The sequence below is a fragment of the Flavobacterium sp. KS-LB2 genome, from assembly GCF_036895565.1.
Classification (GTDB): domain Bacteria; phylum Bacteroidota; class Bacteroidia; order Flavobacteriales; family Flavobacteriaceae; genus Flavobacterium.
In genome coordinates this window covers 2,998,477-3,014,880 of the sequence record NZ_CP145904.1, presented here as the reverse complement: position 1 = coordinate 3,014,880, position 16,404 = coordinate 2,998,477, and the positions used below count along the sequence as shown (strand labels likewise).

Here is a 16,404-nt window from a genome sequence, read left to right as displayed (position 1 = left end):
CTATGATTTAGGAATTCTGAGCTTTAAAAGCTTTAAATTTCTCAATTAATTTTGGTACAATTTCAAAAGCATCTCCAACAATTCCGTAGTCAGCTACTTTGAAAAATGGCGCTTCTGGATCACTGTTGATTACGACTTTAACTTTAGACGAGTTTATTCCTGCAATGTGTTGTATTGCTCCCGAAATTCCAATCGCAATATATAAGTTAGTAGCAACTGGTTTTCCTGTTTGTCCTACGTGTTCTCCGTGAGGTCTCCAACCTAAATCAGAAACCGGTTTTGAACAAGCTGTTGCAGCTCCAAGAACCGTAGCTAATTCCTCTACCATGCCCCAGTTTTCAGGACCTTTAAGTCCGCGACCTGCTGAAACTACAATGTCAGCATCAGCAATAGAAACTTTTCCTGAAACTTTTTCAACAGACTCTACTTTTACACCAAAATCATTGTCTCCAATAGTTGGGTTAAAATCTTCTTGAGTCAATGTAGAAGGAGTTTCAAAAATCCCATAAGAGTTTTTTGCAAGACCAAGTACTTTCACTTCAGTGTCAATTTCTGTGATGTTGAATGCTTTGTTAGAGAATGCCGTTCTTTTTACCTGAAATGGAGCAGTAGAAAGTGGTAATCCAACCACGTTTGAGGCATATCCAGCTTCTAGAGCAACAGCAACAAGTGAAGAAAGATAAATACTATCTGTTGTAGAAGATAGTAAAACTAATTTTACGTTTTCTTTTTCAGCAGCCTGTTTGATGACATCAGCGTATGCTTTTGCAGTAAATCCTGATAGTTTGTCGTTGTTTACTTTTAATACTTTATCAACACCGTATTTTGATAATTCTGAAACATCTCCAGCATTTACTGTTACAGCAGTAACCGTCGTACCTAAAGTTTCAGCTACTTTTTTAGCATAAGAAGCCAATTCGAATGCTACTTTTTTAAATTTTCCCTCTGCGTATTCCGCGTATATTAATATTGACATGCTATTTTTGTTTAAAGTTTAAAGTTTTACAACTGAAAACTGATTACTAGATTACCTTTGCTTCGTTGTGTAATAAATTGATTAATTCATCTAAATTGTCAGCAGAAACTAATTTCACAGCTGATTTAGGAGCTGGTTTTTCAAATTTTACTGCTTTTGTATTTACAGTGGCATCTACTGGCTCCAGAATTGTCAATGCTTTAGTTCTTGCAGTCATAATTCCTCTCATGTTTGGAATACGCAAGTCTTTTTCTTCCACTAATCCTTTTTGTCCACCAATGATTAATGGTAAAGTAGTAGCCACAGTTTCTTTTCCTCCGTCAATCTCACGAACTGCTTTAACGCTTGTTCCATCTACTGTCAGACTTGTACAAGAATTAAGGAAATTGTATCCTAAAATTCCGGCTATCATTCCCGGAACCATTCCACCATTATAATCTAAAGATTCTTTTCCTGCGATAATTACATCGTAACCTCCGTTTTTAATTACTTCGGCAAGTTGTTTGGCTACAAAAAATCCGTCAGTAGGAGTAGCGTTGACACGAATGGCTTCGTTAGCGCCTATTGCTAATGCTTTTCTTAAAGTTGGTTCGGTTTCTGGTCCTCCAACATTGACAACAGTAACTGTTGCGCCTTGTTGTTCTTGAAACCAAATGGCACGTGTTAGTCCAAATTCATCATTTGGGTTGATTACATATTGTACACCATTGGTGTCAAATTCAGAATCGCCGTTGACAAAGTTAATTTTTGAAGTAGTATCAGGAACGTGACTGATGCAAACTAATATTTTCATAAGTATATTTTTAATTATTCTTAATTTCTTTTACAAATTTAAAATATTAATTTGAATAATATACTATGCGTGCATAATAATTTTCAATACTATTACGTTTTCGTAGCCCGGATAGGAGCGGCATCCTTCCTGTGGTTCCTTTAGCCACAGGAAGATACAGCGGAAAGCCGGAAATAGCTCCTGAAAATTATCATGTTAAATCCTAAATTAATTTAGTATAATTTATGCTTTTAAGTGATTTAAAATATTTATTTTTGCTTTTCGAAAATTAGACACATACAATATATAATATGAGAACGATACAATTTAGAGAGGCCATTTGCGAAGCGATGAGTGAAGAAATGCGTCACGATGAGTCCATATACTTAATGGGTGAAGAAGTTGCTGAATATAATGGTGCCTACAAAGCATCTAAAGGAATGCTTGCTGAATTTGGCGAGAAAAGAGTTATTGATACTCCTATCGCAGAGCTTGGTTTTACTGGTATTGCAGTAGGATCAGCAATGAACGGATGCAGACCTATTGTGGAATACATGACATTCAATTTTTGTTTGGTAGGTATTGATCAAATTATAAATAACGCTGCCAAAATGCGTCAGATGACTGGTGGACAATTTAATGTGCCAATTGTTTTTCGTGGTCCAACAGCTTCGGCAGGACAATTAGGAGCGACTCACTCACAAGCATTAGAAAACTGGTTTGCGAACACTCCGGGTCTTAAAGTGGTAGTTCCCTCTACTGTTTATGACGCAAAAGGATTGTTGAAAGCAGCTATTCGTGATAATGACCCTGTGATTTTCATGGAATCAGAACAAATGTATGGTGATAAAGGGGAAGTACCAGATGGTGAATATGTAATTCCGCTTGGAGTTGCTGATATCAAACGTGAAGGAACGGATGTAACAATCGTTTCTTTTGGGAAAATCATCAAAGAAGCTCATATTGCTGCTGACGAATTAGCCAAAGAAGGAATTTCATGTGAGATTATCGATTTGAGAACGGTTCGTCCTATGGATTATGAGACTATTTTAACATCAGTTAAAAAAACAAATAGATTAGTAGTTCTTGAAGAAGCTTGGCCTTTTGCAAGTGTCGCTTCGGAGATTACGTATATTGTTCAAGAACGTGCTTTTGATTTCTTGGATGCGCCTATTCAACGCATCACAACTGCGGATACTCCAGCACCATACTCTCCAGTATTACTGAAAGAATGGTTGCCAAATGCTGGTGACGTGGTAAAAGCTGTTAAAAAAGTAATGTATAAAAAATAGTCAGTTGAAGTGGTTTGGTATTGGGTAAACTTTAACAATCAGTTTATTAAATAGCAATTAATCTAACGGTCTAAATTAACTATATTTGAAACTTCATCAATTCTTTAATTTGATGAAGTTTTTTTTTTGAATGATTATGAAAAAGAATTTATTATTTTTCGTGCTTTTGTTGTTGGTTTCAGCAACTGCAGTTTTTGCACAAACAAAAGTGAGCGGGATTGTGGTGGATAAACAAAATCAGCCTATTCCTTTTGCGAATGTAGTTTTCAAAGATTCTAGCGAAGGAATTGTTACCAATGAAGATGGCCGTTTTTATCTTGAATCCCAAAAAACATACACCACTTTAGTAATTTCTTCTGTAGGTTTTTCTGAAAAAGAAATTATTTTAGACAAACCTGTAAATTATAATTTCAAAATTCAGTTAAGCGAAGCGGAGAGCTTGAGTGAAGTTGTTGTTTTTGCCGGTAAAACGTCTAAAAAAAATAATCCTGCGTTGGATATTCTTAGAAAAATTTGGGAAAGAAAGCGTAAAAATGGATTGTATCTTTATGACCAATACCAGATGGAGAAGTATGAGAAAATAGAATTTGATATGAATTCTATTGACAGTGCTTTCATGAAAAGCAAACTTTTCAAAGGGATGGAATTTATATTCAATCAAATGGATACTTCAAGAGTAACCGGGAAAACCTATTTGCCTATTTTTATCAATGAATCCCTTATTGATGTTTATGGAGATACTAAATTAAAGAAAGTCAAAGAGAAAATAAAAGCCAATAAAACGTCAGGTTTTAATGGGAATCAACAGATTTTATCTTTTGTAAAAGACTTATATTCAGATTATAATATCTACAACAATTACTTAACTTTTTTTGATAAAAGTTTTACTAGTCCGTTGTCTAAAACTGGGATTGATGTCTACAATTATGTGTTGAAAGACAGTGCGTATATTGACAATAAATGGTGTTATAATATTGTTTTTTATCCAAGACGTAAAAACGAATTGACTTTTAAAGGTGATTTTTGGGTGAATGATTCGACATTTGCCATCAAAAAAATAAATATGGCAGTTACTAAAAGTGCCAATATCAACTGGGTAAAAGATATTTATTTAGAACAGGAATTTGAGGTAGTGAGTGACTCTGTTTTCTTATTGACTAAGGATTATTTGATGTCCGACTTTGCTTTGAACAAAAAAGAAAATTCCAAAGGCGTTTATGGAAAGCGAACCACGTTTTATAGAAACCATCAATTTAATAAAGAGCAACCAGTAGCGATTTATAAAGATGAGGTCAATTATATGGATGACGAAGTCTACAATAAATCCGATGAATACTGGAATGAAAACCGTTTTGAGAACTTAAGCAAGGATGAATTAGGTGTTTATAAAATGCTAGATACCTTGCAAACCGTAAATAAGTTCAAACAATTGTATAGTTTGGTTTCTATACTAGGAAGCGGTTATGTCGAGTTTAAAAACTTTGATTATGGACCTGTGTTTTCAAGTTTTGGATACAATGAAGTAGAAGGAGTGCGCTTGCGAGTGGGCGGAAGAACTTATTTTGGTCCTAACGATCCTTGGCGTATTCAAGCCTACACGGCGTATGGGTTTAATGATGATAAATTCAAATACGGACTTTCAGGAAAATGGATGATTGACAAGAAAAACCGAATCATTTTGTCTGGAGGGAATAGGCGTGACATTGAACAAATAGGCGCCAGTTTGACCACTACAAACGATGTTTTGGGGCGCAGTTTTGCCTCATCAGCGGTATTTTCTTCTGGTAGCAACGGAAAATTGACGAATATCAATTTGACGAACGTGGCCGTAGAAATAGAGCCAATAAAAAACCTAACGTTTCAAGCGGGGGTTTCTTATCGTACATTGGAGTCTGCATCGCCCACGTTTAGCTTAGATTATTATACGGATATTGCTAATGAAATTACAAAAAGTGATGTGAAACAATCCGAAGCCAACTTTCAAATCGAATATTCTCCAAAGCGAAAAACGATTGGTTTTGGAGTAGAAAGAAGTAATGTTGATAGTCCGTTCAGTCGCTTTTTTATCAACTACAGTCATGGATTTAAAGGGCTTTTGAACAGTGATTTCAAGTATGACAAAGTACAATTGTATTACAAACAACCTATAATTATTGGACCTTTAGGAAGAACTAATATTATTATGGAAGTGGGAAAAACTTTTGGAAAAGTACCGTTAGGATTATTGAGTGTTATTCCGGGGAATCAGACTTATTTTACCATAGAAAACACGTTCAGTAACCTTAATTTCTATGAATTTGTATCCGATCAATATGCTACGTTACAGTGGAACCACAATTTTAATGGTCGCCTTTTCTCCAGAATTCCGTTTATGCGCAAACTCAATTGGAGAGAAATAGTATCGGTAAAAGGGGTCTATGGAACCATTTCTGATGAAAACCGAGCCATTAACGCATCGGATTTGATTTACAATGCGCCCGAAAAAGGGTATTGGGAATACAGCGCCGGAATTGGGAATATCTTCAAAGTATTCCGCATCGATTTCGCTTGGCGAGGCAATTATCTCAACACGCCAGACACCAATCGTTTTACGGTAAAAGGATCGTTCGGGTTTAATTTCTAGGAGCTATTCAAGCTATTCGTTTCAATCTTTTTCTTTTTTTCTTTAAAAAAGGAAATGGATTTACACTGCAAACGAAGTTCACGGAACTCCTATTAAAAATAGATATTAAGTGAAGTAATCTGGGCTAAAAAAAGTAATACTATGCAAGAGGCGATTGACTATCTTTTAGAGAAAGACACTATTTTTAAAACCATTATTGAACAATATGGGTTACCAAAAATTCCTACTAGACCGCAAGGTTTTGAGACTTTGGTATTGTTAATTTTGGAGCAACAAGTGTCCATTGATTCCGCTAAGGCTACTTTTTTACGATTGCGAGAAAGAATACAAGATTTTGAACCCGCTATTGTAATCGATTTATCTGATGCTGAGTTTAGAGCCATTGGCGTAAGCCGTCAAAAAACGTCTTATATCAAAGCTTTGGCGACAGCGCTATTAAATAAAGAGCTTGATTTAGAAAGTTTGCCAACTAGAACTCCTCAGCAAGTACGCGAAGAACTCATCAAAATCAAAGGAATAGGAAACTGGACTATCGATATCTATTTGATGTTTTGTTTGCAAGCCCCGGATTTGTTGCCTTTAGGTGATGTAGCGGTAGTCAACACAATGAAGGAGTTACTCAATATTCACGAAAAAGAAGCAATGGAAACGCACGCTAAACAATGGAGTCCATACCGTTCTTATGCAACCTATTTTTTATGGCACCATTACTTGAACAAACGAAATAGAACAATCACATATCAATATTAGTTTTTTGAAAGCGTAATGTATAGATAATAGGGTTTTTTTATTGTAAAAAGGGATACTTTCCTTACTTTTGCACCCATAAATATAGAAAAGAAAAAACTAAAATGACTGCAGACAAATTAACAACTTTCGATGTCTTAATCGAAATACCAAGAGGAAGTAGAAATAAATACGAATATGATTTCGAAATAAAAAGAATGCGTTTTGATAGAATGTTATTCTCGTCAATGATGTATCCTGCTGATTACGGATTTATCCCAGAAACATTAGCATTAGATGGAGATCCTTTAGATGTATTGGTTTTGGTAAACGAACCAACTTTTCCTGGATGTGTAATGGAAGTAAAACCTATCGGTGTTTTCCACATGGCAGATGATAAAGGACCAGATGAAAAAGTAATCTGTGTACCCGTTTCAGATCCAATCTGGAATTCACTAGAAAACCTTTCAGATATTAATCCACACTTATTAAAAGAGATTGAACACTTTTTCCAAGTGTACAAAGATCTTGAAAACAAACAAGTTGATGTTGAAGGCTGGGGAGATGTAAACGAAGCGTATGCTATTATTAAGGAGTGTACAGCGCGTTTTAATGATATTCCAAATAAACCAGAAGGATTATTCAGTATTAAATAAATTATTGTCATAATTTTTATAAAAAAAGCAATACTCTGTTAAGAGTATTGCTTTTTTGTTTATTTTCGTTTTGTTACAGTATTAATATTAACCAAAAACCAAACCAAAATTATGAATACAATAATGATTTATTTGCCAATCGCCATGGCATTCATTGGACTGGCATTTATGTTTACAAAACGAGCATGGGTTTTAAAACAAGATCCGGGTGACGGTAAGATGAAAGAGATTTCAGATTACATTTACGAAGGAGCCTTGGCTTTCTTGAAAGCGGAATATCGGTTATTGACTTTCTTTGTAATTGGAGCAAGTGTAGTTCTGGCCGGAATTTCATTTATCGTTCCTACTACACATATATTAATAGTGGTTGCTTTTGTTTTCGGAGCTTTTTTCTCGGCTTTGGCGGGGAATATGGGTATGAAAATAGCAACAAAAACGAATGTTAGAACCACTCAGGCAGCACGTACTAGTTTGCCTCAAGCACTAAAAGTTTCTTTTGGCGGTGGTACAGTAATGGGATTAGGAGTTGCAGGTTTAGCAGTTTTAGGGCTGACCACTTTCTTTATTTTCTTCTTTCACTTTTTTATGAATGGAGTTTGGACTTCAACAGAAGATATGACTATTGTTCTGGAAACATTGGCCGGTTTTTCTCTTGGAGCAGAATCTATTGCTTTGTTTGCCAGAGTTGGTGGCGGAATTTATACAAAAGCTGCCGATGTTGGTGCTGATTTAGTGGGAAAAGTAGAAGCTGGAATTCCCGAAGATGATCCTCGTAACCCTGCTACAATTGCAGATAACGTAGGAGATAATGTTGGAGATGTTGCTGGAATGGGTGCCGATTTATTTGGTTCTTATGTAGCAACAGTTTTAGCGGCTATGGTTCTGGGGAATTATGTTATCAAAGACATGGGCGGAAATATTCAAGATGCTTTTGGCGGAATAGGACCTATTTTATTACCAATGGCAATCGCTGGTTTTGGAATTTTATTCTCTATTATCGGGACGATGTTAGTGAAAATTACAGATGATAATGCCAAAGAAGCACAAGTTCAAAAAGCATTAAATATAGGAAACTGGGTTTCTATTCTGTTAACAGCTATAGCTTGTTTCTTCTTAGTACAATATATGTTGCCGGAAACGATGAAAATGGATTTCTTTGGCGAAGGGGCTAAAGAAATTTCGTCAATGCGCGTTTTCTATGCTACAATCGTCGGATTAGTGGTTGGAGCAGTTATCTCATCTGTTACTGAATATTACACAGGATTGGGTACAAAACCAGTTATGGCAATTGTACAAAAATCTTCAACTGGAGCAGGAACAAACGTAATTGCAGGTTTGGCTACGGGAATGATTTCTACATTTCCAACCGTTTTATTATTTGCAGCAGCGATTTGGACATCGTATGCTTTTGCAGGATTTTATGGTGTGGCTTTGGCTGCTTCGGCGATGATGGCAACAACGGCAATGCAATTGGCAATCGATGCTTTCGGACCAATATCAGATAACGCAGGTGGAATTGCAGAAATGAGCGAATTACCAAAAGAAGTACGTACCAGAACCGATATTTTGGATTCTGTAGGAAACACTACGGCAGCAACTGGAAAAGGATTTGCGATTGCTTCGGCTGCATTAACATCATTAGCGTTATTTGCTGCGTATGTAACGTTTACTGGAATTGACGGAATCAATATTTTTAAAGCGCCTGTTTTAGCCATGTTATTTGTGGGCGGAATGATACCGGTAGTTTTCTCTGCTTTGGCGATGAATTCTGTTGGAAAAGCTGCGATGGACATGGTGTATGAAGTACGTCGTCAATTCAGGGAAATTCCAGGAATTATGGAAGGAACTGGAAAACCAGAATATGCTAAATGTGTCGATATTTCTACAAAAGCCGCTTTGCGCGAAATGATGTTGCCAGGAATTTTAACTATTGGCTTTCCTATTGCGATTGTGTTGCTGGGCAAATTAGTCTATGCAGATAACAACCAATTAATTGCCGAAATGCTAGGAGGTTACATGGCCGGAGTTACGGTTTCAGGTGTGCTTTGGGCTGTTTTTCAAAACAATGCCGGTGGTGCTTGGGACAATGCCAAGAAATCTTTTGAAGCAGGAGTGATGATCAATGGTGAGATGACTTATAAAGGTTCTGATGCGCACAAAGCATCGGTTACTGGAGATACAGTAGGAGATCCGTTCAAAGATACTTCTGGCCCATCAATGAATATTCTAATAAAATTGACATGTTTAATAGGTTTAGTTATTGCCCCAATTTTAGGTAATGGAAGTCATACTCTTTCTGACAAAGCGGCTTGTTGCGCTACTGCTGAAATGTGCACTTCTATGTCTAAAGAAGAATGTCTCGCAAAAGGTTGTGACAGTAAAACGTGTAAATTTATGAACGTTTCCGAAGCAACAACTAAAATGGTTTCTAAAGAAGTTGCTATTGAAAAAACAAATGTTGATGGAAAAGTAAAAGCGACTATTAAAACAAATATTAATGGAAAAGTTACTATTCAAAATTTTGAAGGAACTGACGAAGAAGTGCAAACTCAAATAGACTCTTTGAAGTAATTAAAAATCTTGTAAATAATAAATGCCTCGCAATTGCGAGGCATTTATGTTTATTAAAATCTGTGGTAATTAGTGTAATCTGTGTTTTAAAACAATCCGTTCAATTCTGCATCAATACGATTGAAAATATTTCCTAAATCTTCAGGATTATCAACGAAATTGATGTTGTCTACATCAATAATTAATAATTTTCCTTTGTCATACGTTTGAATCCAACCTTCGTAGCGTTCGTTCAAGCGACTCAAATACTCAATAGAAATCGAGTTTTCGTATTCACGACCACGTTTGTGTATTTGCCCGACTAGATTAGGAATGGAGCTTCTCAGATAAATTAATAAATCAGGTGCTTTAACAGTAGATTCCATTAATTCAAAAAGAGAAGAATAATTTTGGAAATCACGATTGGTCATTAAACCCATGGCATATAAGTTAGGTGCGAAAATATGCGCATCTTCATAAATGGTTCGGTCTTGAATGATTTTTTTACCGCTTTCACGAATTTGCATCACCTGACGGAAACGGCTATTCAAGAAATAAATCTGTAAATTAAAGGACCAACGTTCCATCTGATGGTAAAAATCATCTAAATATGGATTGTCAACTACATCTTCAAAATGTGGTTCCCATTTAAATTGTTTCGCTAATAAGCGCGTTAAAGTTGTTTTTCCAGATCCTATATTTCCTGCTATTGCTATGTGCATTACGGTATTGTGATTTTATAATTTGTAATTCCTGTGGATGTAAAAATAGATAAAATTTGGTCCTTGTAATAGAATTTTTTAAACGTTTTTTCTGAAATTTCAATTTCAGTTTTTTTGTCTTTTTCTATATCCTGTAAAATCAAAATAGCATTCTTAGAATACATAAATTGTTTTTCATTAATAATGATAATAGAATCAAAATCAGGAATTGTTCCCTTACTTTTTATTTTTCCAAATAGGTCACAGGTATGCCAATTGTTTTTGTTGTCAATCCAGTAAAAGAGATTAAAATCGGAATAATAATACTTGATGGTTTCTGTAAAAGGCACAGAAATGGTTTTGTAAGTAGCACTTAAATAATCATAAAGTCCCAGTTGTTGATTCATACTGTTATAAACCCACAGTTGATTTTGAGAGGCAATTCCAATACCCGTGGCCACAATTGGAATTGGATTTTCTGAAAAATTAACTTTTTGTGTTTCATTCAATTGATTGTCTAAAGTGACAACGGTGTTGAAATTTTCATAAAATAAAACAATATTAAGTGGATTTTGTAAGTCAACTTTAGTGATTTTTCCTAATGAAATGTTTTTATATTCTAAAGTTTCGCTTTTGTTTACTTTAGAAAAAACATTGTTTTTAATGGTGTAATAAAAACCAAATGAATCGTATCCTAAAAAATCATCACCGTCAAAACGAATGGAATCCATTTTTACAACCGTTGGGTTTTGTGTTTGACTGAAAACCACTGAAAACGAAGCGATAAAGAGAAATAGCATTAATTTTTTCATGAAAGCGAAATTATGATTAAACCTTATCCAATAAGGAATGTCTTATTATTATTTTAACAGAATACTTGTAACAAAAATAGTATTTTTTGGTCTTATTTATCAAAATCCAAATAATATGTATAAAGTAATTTTCACATTAGTATTAGCAGTCGCATCATTTATGGGACTTCACGCTCAGGAATTTCAAGGAATGGCGGTTTATGAATCGAAAACAAGTACTTCTGATTTTAAAGCAAGAATGGAGGGTAACAGAAACATGACTCCGGATATGCAAAAGATGATTGAGGAAAGAATGAAGAAAATGTTCGAAAAAACGTTTATTCTTAATTTTAATAAATCGGCATCAATTTATAAAGAGGAAGAAAAACTGGATGCTTCAGCGCAAGCTGGTGGCGGTATGCGAATGATGAGTTCTATGACTGGCGGTGGCGGAACCTATTACAAAAACGTAAAAGAGAAATCCTATACTATTGATAAAGAATTTATGGGGAAAGAGTTTCTTATAAAAGATTCCTTGCCTAATTTACAATGGAAAATGGAGGGAGAAACTAGAGTAATTGGAGGTTATACCTGTTATAAAGCAACTGCTATAAAAGCAGCAAGTGCAACTGATTTTAGAAACTTTAGACCTAAAAGAGAAGAGGCCAAGAAAGAAGAAGACAAAAAAGAATCAGACAAGCCAACAGCAGAGAAGAAAACTAATTTCCTAGATGCTGTAGAATTGCCAAAAGAAATTACGATTACTGCTTGGTATACACCAGAAATCCCTGTAAATCAAGGTCCAGAAGGATATTGGGGATTGCCGGGATTGATTTTGGAAGTGAATGATGGTAAAACAATTATTTTATGTTCGAAAGTTGTTTTAAATCCCAAAGAAAAAGGAGAAATAAAACCTTCAACTAAAGGTAAAGTAATTTCTCAAAAAGAATATGACGAAGCTGTAGTGAAAAAAATGGAAGAGTTTAGGGAAATGAACCAAGGTCGAGGCGGTAGAGATGGTGGAATGCAAATTCGTTTTGGAAATTAACTAGAAATCACTATCCATTAAATACTATCAGATGAAGAAAATTTTATTGTTTATTGCCCTTATTTTAGCATCAATCACTTACGCACAAAACATTCGTTTTGAAGGGATAATTCAAGATATAGGCAAATCGCCTTTAGAAATGGCTAATGTCATGGCAGTGAATCAAACTACTAAAGCAATGGATTCCTATGCAATTACCACTGATAAAGGTAAGTTTATTCTAAATTTAAAGGCAAAAACTACCTACGTTATAAAGTTGAGTTACCTTGGAATGCAAAATAAAGAAATTACAATTACCACGCAATCGGAGAATATGGTGCAAAATATTACTATGGAATCTGGTGGGATTGAATTAAATGGCGTCGAAATTGTGCGCGAAATGCCAGTTTCTATTAAAGGCGATACGATTGTTTATAATGCCGATTCGTTTAAAACAGGTGAAGAACGAAAGTTAGAAGATGTTTTTAAAAAACTGCCTGGTTTTGAGGTAATGAGTGATGGTCAAGTTCAAGTGGAAGGTAAAAAAGTGGCTAAACTATTTGTTAACGGAAAGCCATTTATGGAAGGAGATACCAAATTAGGCTCAAAAAATATACCTTCAGATGCTGTTGATAAAATTCAAGTTATGCGTAATTTCAACGAGGTGTCTCAAATGAAAGGCCTTGAGAACAATAACGATGATATTGCGCTAAATATCAAACTTAAAAAAGGAAAAGATAAGTTTTGGTTTGGTGATATTAGCGGTGGTTTGGCGAATGACAAAGGCTATATTTTTAATCCAAAATTATTCTATTATTCACCCAAGACGAGTATCAACTCCATTGTAAATTTGAATAATATTGGAGAAGTATCCCTAACTTCTGCTGATTTTTTCAGGATAACCGGTGGTGCCAGGAATACAATTGGTAGAAGTGGTACTACATTGAACTTAAATCGAAATTTCTTTGGACTTTCTGGCGGTGATAATGTTGCTAAGGCCAGCGATAAATTTGGTGCTTTAAATTTGAATCATTCGGTTTCTAAAAAATGGACTTTATCTGGTTTTGCAGCCTATTCATCTACATTCAATCAGTCTATTACAAATTCTGAAAGAGGTATTTTTGAACCTAATACCACAAATATTGCGACCTTAGAAAACAGAAAAAATAAAACGGATTCTAAAAACAACGCATTTATTGCGAAATTCGGTTCTAAGTATAAAGCAAATGATAACTTTCAATTGGATTATGATGCGTTCTTTAGAAAAAATGATCAACAAGATGTGGATAATAGCCAAACGGATTTTAGTTCGATGAACAATGGTTCAATGGTGTCTAATTCTAATACGGTTATTGCTTTTCAAAAACAAGCTCCGGTATCATTCAATCAGAGTCTTAATTTATTTTACACACAAAATCCCAAAAGTACGTGGGTAGTCGAGATGCAGCATCAATATGAGGATGAAGATCCTTTTTACAATCCGCAGCTATCTGTTAATCCCTATCAAAATAGTACCTCGCAAGATCCAAATGATCCAAGTGCCGTTTTTGTGAATGAAAACACTTTAAATATTGAACAGTCAAGATTTGTTAAAACCAATAAATTAGATGCTAAAGTCGATTATTACTATCAAATTTCTAACAAAAGTATACTGAACGTAACGGCAGGAAATACAAATGCTTTTCAAACGTATAATTCAAGTATTTTGCAAATTTTAGAGGATAAGTCTGTCAATCAAGTTGAGCAAGCTGCGTATAGAAATGATGTGCGATACACTTTTAATGACTTATTTTTAGGGGTACACTATAAGTTTATAGTAGGGAAGTTTACCTTTAATCCAGGCTTTTCAATTCATCAATACAACACAAACAATCAGCAGTTTGCTAACCCGTACCAATTAAATTTTACCCGTTTTTTACCAGACATGTTTGCGCGTTGGGATTTGAAAAAATCAGAAAATGTAACCTATAATTTTAATGTAAGAAACGGATTCAATGATGTGAACTCATTAGTGGAAGGCTATATTTTTACTAATTTTAACAGCATTGCAAGAGGAAATGCACAATTAGAAAATTCTCTTGTTACTTCACATAGATTGAATTATTCCAAATATAATTTATACAACTTCACAACAATTTTTGGTAATATTGCGTATACGACTACAAAAAATCCAGTGGTAAATGGGATTTCATTCCAAAGTATTTATTCTACCTCAGACCGTTTAAATTTAGATGCAGAAAATGAAAGTGTAAACGGTAATTTGTTTTACTCCAAAAGTTTTCAAAAGTATTACAAAGCAACGGCTGGTATTAATGCCAGTTGGAACAAAAATTTTGTTTTAAACCGAAGAGTAGTAAATGGCAATACACAGGAATTCATTCAAGGAATTGAAAATGTAAACCATGGCTATAGCCTTGCTTTAGCAACACAGTTTAAAAAATATCCTAACATTGATTTAGGATATCGAATTAATTTTTCTGACCAGGCATCTACTCGTTTTACTACACAAACTCCAAGTGTAAAGCTTAATTATTATTTCTTGAATGGGTTGAATATCAACTGGGATTATTCGCTTAACCGCTTTAAAAATGAAACAACTGGAGTGGCCAATAATTTTAAAATTATGACAGCGAGTCTAAATTATATCAAAAAAGACTCTAAATTCGAATACAGAATTCAGGCTAATAATCTTCTCAATACAAGATCAAGATTGAACAATACCTTTAGCGTGAATGGTTTCAATACCAATGAAACTGTTATCTTACCACGATTTGTAACATTTATTTTGAAGTATAATATTTAATAAAAAATAACGGGGATTTTGACTGAACAAAATCCCCTTATTTATTTAAAATAGTATTTTAGATTCCAATCCAAAAGCAGTTTTTACTTGATCTACAAAATCTAATTTTTCCCAAGTAAACAATTCAACAGTAACTGTTTTTTCGTTTCCACCTGGAGCAGAGAAAGTTTTAGTAACTGTTTCTGGAGTACGTCCCATGTGCCCGTAAGCAGCAGTTTCGCTATAGATTGGGTTTCTCAGTTTCAAGCGTTGCTCAATAAAGTAAGGACGCATATCAAAAATAGCTTCTACTTTTTTAGCAATTTCACCATTGGTCAAATTCACTTTTGAAGTTCCGTAGGTATCAATAAAAATACCCATTGGTTTAGCCACACCAATTGCATACGAAACTTGTACTAAGATCTCGTCAGCAACACCCGCTGCAACTAAGTTTTTAGCGATATGACGTGTTGCATACGCCGCACTTCTATCTACTTTACTTGGATCTTTTCCAGAGAATGCACCACCACCGTGAGCACCTTTTCCACCGTAAGTATCCACAATGATTTTTCTTCCAGTTAATCCAGTATCTCCGTGTGGTCCACCAATTACGAATTTCCCAGTTGGATTAATATGGTATTGAATAGCATCATTAAATAAATGAGCGTGTGTTGGATTTTTAGCAATGATTCTTGGAATCAAAATTTCAACAAGATCTTTTTTGATTTTTGCAAGCATGGTAGCTTCTTCATCAAAATCATCATGTTGAGTAGAGATTACAATAGCATCAATACGAGTTGGCTTATTGTCATCGCTGTATTCTAAAGTTACTTGAGATTTAGCATCAGGACGCAAATACGTGATTTCGTTATTTTCACGTCTTAGAATAGCCAATTCCTGTAATAGTTTATGAGATAAATCAAGTGCCAATGGCATATAATTTTCTGTTTCATTAGTGGCGTAACCAAACATCATTCCTTGGTCACCAGCGCCTTGCTCTTCAGGATTTGCTCTGTCAACACCTTGATTAATGTCAGCAGATTGTTCGTGAATGGCAGAAAGGATTCCACAAGAATTGGCTTCAAACATGTATTCGCTTTTTGTATAACCAATTTTCTTGATTACATCACGCGCGATTTGTTGTACGTCTAAATAAGTATTTGATTTTACTTCACCTGCCAAAATTACTTGACCAGTAGTCACTAAAGTTTCGCAAGCTACTTTTGAATCAGCATCAAATGCCAAAAAATTATCAATTAATGCGTCTGAAATTTGATCTGCAATTTTGTCTGGATGTCCTTCGCTTACAGATTCTGACGTAAATAAATAGGCCATAATAATTATTATTTAAAAATTAAGCGAGGAAAAATAATTGCTGAAAAGGACTAAAGGAGAGTTTCTGCTTTAGCATTTTTTCTACTGAAAATTTTTCAGCATCCATAATGAATTAGTTTCATTATGAAGAGGTTGCAATCAGTTCAAATTTTTCCTCTTGTATTCGGGTGCAA

12 protein-coding genes are annotated in these 16,404 nt (G+C 34.7%); 7 read left to right on the top strand and 5 right to left on the bottom strand.

The window, feature by feature from the left end; all coding sequences use genetic code 11:
• Positions 1–7: 7 nt before the first annotated feature.
• Together V5J73_RS12920 and V5J73_RS12915 are read right to left on the bottom strand one after the other, a co-directional pair.
• Positions 8–976 carry an electron transfer flavoprotein subunit alpha/FixB family protein gene (locus V5J73_RS12920; protein WP_338646376.1) on the bottom strand — a complete coding sequence of 323 codons (969 nt, stop codon included), beginning with the start codon at positions 974–976 and terminating at the stop codon, positions 8–10.
• A gap of 46 nt (positions 977–1,022) precedes the next feature.
• Positions 1,023–1,769, bottom strand: a complete 747-nt coding sequence (locus tag V5J73_RS12915; protein WP_338646375.1) for an electron transfer flavoprotein subunit beta/FixA family protein — start codon at positions 1,767–1,769, stop codon at positions 1,023–1,025.
• A gap of 290 nt (positions 1,770–2,059) precedes the next feature.
• On the opposite strand from V5J73_RS12915, the gene V5J73_RS12910 reads away from it, so the two are divergent.
• The 5 genes from V5J73_RS12910 (at position 2,060) to V5J73_RS12890 (ending at position 9,616) form a co-directional block, all read left to right on the top strand.
• Positions 2,060–3,040 (top strand): pyruvate dehydrogenase complex E1 component subunit beta, encoded by a 981-nt coding sequence (locus V5J73_RS12910; RefSeq protein WP_066082989.1) that lies wholly within the window; start codon positions 2,060–2,062, stop codon positions 3,038–3,040.
• A gap of 136 nt (positions 3,041–3,176) precedes the next feature.
• Positions 3,177–5,663, top strand: coding sequence for a DUF5686 and carboxypeptidase-like regulatory domain-containing protein (locus tag V5J73_RS12905; protein WP_338646374.1), 2,487 nt, complete (start codon positions 3,177–3,179; stop codon positions 5,661–5,663).
• Between the two features lie 141 nt (positions 5,664–5,804).
• Positions 5,805–6,413, top strand: a complete 609-nt coding sequence (locus V5J73_RS12900; RefSeq protein ID WP_338646373.1) for a DNA-3-methyladenine glycosylase family protein — start codon at positions 5,805–5,807, stop codon at positions 6,411–6,413.
• Positions 6,414–6,514: 101 nt separating this feature from the next.
• A complete protein-coding gene (locus V5J73_RS12895) occupies positions 6,515–7,045 on the top strand; it encodes an inorganic diphosphatase (protein ID WP_338646372.1) in 531 nt (176 codons plus the stop codon).
• Between the two features lie 111 nt (positions 7,046–7,156).
• Positions 7,157–9,616, top strand: a complete 2,460-nt coding sequence (locus tag V5J73_RS12890) for a sodium-translocating pyrophosphatase (RefSeq protein WP_338646371.1) — start codon at positions 7,157–7,159, stop codon at positions 9,614–9,616.
• 86 nt (positions 9,617–9,702) lie between these two features.
• On the opposite strand, the gene V5J73_RS12885 is transcribed toward V5J73_RS12890, so the two are convergent.
• Positions 9,703–10,317: a deoxynucleoside kinase gene (locus V5J73_RS12885; protein ID WP_086453323.1), complete on the bottom strand. Its 615-nt coding sequence runs from the start codon at positions 10,315–10,317 to the stop codon at positions 9,703–9,705.
• Complete coding sequence (locus V5J73_RS12880) at positions 10,317–11,108, bottom strand: hypothetical protein (RefSeq protein ID WP_338646370.1); 792 nt, start codon at positions 11,106–11,108, stop codon at positions 10,317–10,319. The genes V5J73_RS12885 and V5J73_RS12880 overlap by 1 nt, the downstream gene beginning before the upstream one ends.
• Before the next feature lie 115 nt (positions 11,109–11,223).
• Here V5J73_RS12880 and V5J73_RS12875 point away from each other — a divergent pair, with 115 nt between their 5' ends.
• Both V5J73_RS12875 and V5J73_RS12870 read left to right on the top strand, forming a co-directional pair.
• Positions 11,224–12,135, top strand: coding sequence for a GLPGLI family protein (locus tag V5J73_RS12875; protein WP_338646369.1), 912 nt, complete (start codon positions 11,224–11,226; stop codon positions 12,133–12,135).
• A gap of 31 nt (positions 12,136–12,166) precedes the next feature.
• Complete coding sequence (locus tag V5J73_RS12870; protein WP_338646368.1) at positions 12,167–14,917, top strand: carboxypeptidase-like regulatory domain-containing protein; 2,751 nt, start codon at positions 12,167–12,169, stop codon at positions 14,915–14,917.
• Between the two features lie 45 nt (positions 14,918–14,962).
• Here the strand turns inward: V5J73_RS12870 and metK are convergent, their stop codons facing one another.
• Positions 14,963–16,231 (bottom strand): methionine adenosyltransferase, encoded by a 1,269-nt coding sequence (metK, locus tag V5J73_RS12865; protein ID WP_338646366.1) that lies wholly within the window; start codon positions 16,229–16,231, stop codon positions 14,963–14,965.
• Positions 16,232–16,404: the final 173 nt, after the last annotated feature.

What these genes read in the sequence shown, in the direction of transcription:
- metK (WP_338646366.1), bottom strand. Translation starts at nt 16,231, where the DNA reads ATGGCCTATTTATTTACGTCAGAATCTGTAAGCGAAGGACATCCAGAC.
- V5J73_RS12900 (WP_338646373.1), top strand. Translation starts at nt 5,805, where the DNA reads ATGCAAGAGGCGATTGACTATCTTTTAGAGAAAGACACTATTTTTAAA.
- V5J73_RS12875 (WP_338646369.1), top strand. Translation starts at nt 11,224, where the DNA reads ATGTATAAAGTAATTTTCACATTAGTATTAGCAGTCGCATCATTTATG.
- V5J73_RS12895 (WP_338646372.1), top strand. Translation starts at nt 6,515, where the DNA reads ATGACTGCAGACAAATTAACAACTTTCGATGTCTTAATCGAAATACCA.
- V5J73_RS12890 (WP_338646371.1), top strand. Translation starts at nt 7,157, where the DNA reads ATGAATACAATAATGATTTATTTGCCAATCGCCATGGCATTCATTGGA.
- V5J73_RS12870 (WP_338646368.1), top strand. Translation starts at nt 12,167, where the DNA reads ATGAAGAAAATTTTATTGTTTATTGCCCTTATTTTAGCATCAATCACT.
- V5J73_RS12885 (WP_086453323.1), bottom strand. Translation starts at nt 10,317, where the DNA reads ATGCACATAGCAATAGCAGGAAATATAGGATCTGGAAAAACAACTTTA.
- V5J73_RS12915 (WP_338646375.1), bottom strand. Translation starts at nt 1,769, where the DNA reads ATGAAAATATTAGTTTGCATCAGTCACGTTCCTGATACTACTTCAAAA.
- V5J73_RS12920 (WP_338646376.1), bottom strand. Translation starts at nt 976, where the DNA reads ATGTCAATATTAATATACGCGGAATACGCAGAGGGAAAATTTAAAAAA.
- V5J73_RS12905 (WP_338646374.1), top strand. Translation starts at nt 3,177, where the DNA reads ATGAAAAAGAATTTATTATTTTTCGTGCTTTTGTTGTTGGTTTCAGCA.
- V5J73_RS12880 (WP_338646370.1), bottom strand. Translation starts at nt 11,108, where the DNA reads ATGAAAAAATTAATGCTATTTCTCTTTATCGCTTCGTTTTCAGTGGTT.
- V5J73_RS12910 (WP_066082989.1), top strand. Translation starts at nt 2,060, where the DNA reads ATGAGAACGATACAATTTAGAGAGGCCATTTGCGAAGCGATGAGTGAA.